This window comes from Ruegeria sp. YTSC230 (genome assembly GCF_059609665.1).
Genome location: NZ_JBXWMC010000027.1, coordinates 1 through 1,273, shown reverse-complemented (window position 1 = coordinate 1,273; position 1,273 = coordinate 1). Strand labels below are relative to the sequence as shown.

Here is a 1,273-nt window from a genome sequence, read left to right as displayed (position 1 = left end):
CGGATTTTTCACCCAGTCCCTGTCTGACCGTGATCCCGAGCTGTTCGGCTCGATCACATCCGAGCTGGGTCGTCAGCGCGACGAGATCGAGTTGATCGCATCCGAAAACATCGTCTCTGCCGCCGTGATGGAAGCACAAGGCTCGGTGATGACCAACAAATACGCCGAAGGCTATCCCGGACGGCGTTACTATGGCGGCTGCCAGTACGTGGACATCGCCGAGAACCTGGCCATCGACCGCGCCAAAGAGCTGTTTGGCTGCGGCTTTGCCAACGTGCAGCCGAACTCTGGCTCTCAGGCCAATCAGGGCGTGTTCCAGGCACTGATCCAGCCCGGCGATACCATTCTGGGCATGAGCCTGGACGCAGGCGGTCACCTGACCCACGGCGCCCGTCCCAACCAGTCGGGCAAGTGGTTCAATGCGGTGCAGTATGGCGTCCGCAAAGAAGACAACATGCTGGACTATGATCAGGTCGAGGCGCTGGCAAAAGAACACCAACCCAAGCTGATCATCGCCGGTGGTTCCGCGATTCCGCGACAGATCGACTTTGCCCGCATGCGCGAGATCGCCGACATGGTCGGCGCCTACCTGCACGTGGACATGGCGCACTTCGCCGGTCTGGTGGCAGCGGGTGAGCACCCCAGCCCCTTCCCGTATGCGCATGTGGCAACCACCACCACGCACAAAACCCTGCGCGGTCCGCGTGGCGGCATGATCCTGACCAATGATGAAGATATCGCTAAGAAAGTGAATTCAGCCATCTTCCCCGGCATTCAGGGCGGCCCGCTGATGCATGTGATCGCAGCCAAGGCAGTCGCCTTTGGAGAGGCGCTGCAGCCTGCGTTCAAGGATTACATCAAGCAGGTTGTGGTGAACGCACAGGCGCTGTCAGACCAGCTGATCAAGGGTGGTCTGGACACGGTGACCCACGGCACCGACACCCATGTGGTGCTGGTCGATCTGCGACCCAAAGGCGTAACCGGCAACATTGTCGACAAGGCTCTGGGCCGGGCGCACATCACCTGCAACAAGAACGGCGTGCCGTTTGACCCGGAAAAACCGACCATCACCTCGGGCATCCGTCTGGGCTCCCCCGCCGGCACCACCCGCGGCTTTGGCGAGATCGAATTCCGCCAGATCGCAGACTGGATCATCGAAGTGGTCGATGGTCTGGCCGCCAATGGCGAAGACGGCAATGGCGCGGTTGAAGCCAAGGTCAAAGCCGAGGTTGCAGAGCTTTGCGCTAAATTCCCGATCTATCCAAACCTGTAA

The 1,273-nt window shown here is 60.4% G+C and carries 1 protein-coding gene; it reads left to right on the top strand.

Annotated features, from left to right (window positions below; all coding sequences use genetic code 11):
• The coding region (glyA, locus tag AC2FD9_RS23120; RefSeq protein WP_496838929.1) for a serine hydroxymethyltransferase at positions 1–1,273 on the top strand (1,273 nt) is incomplete at its 5' end.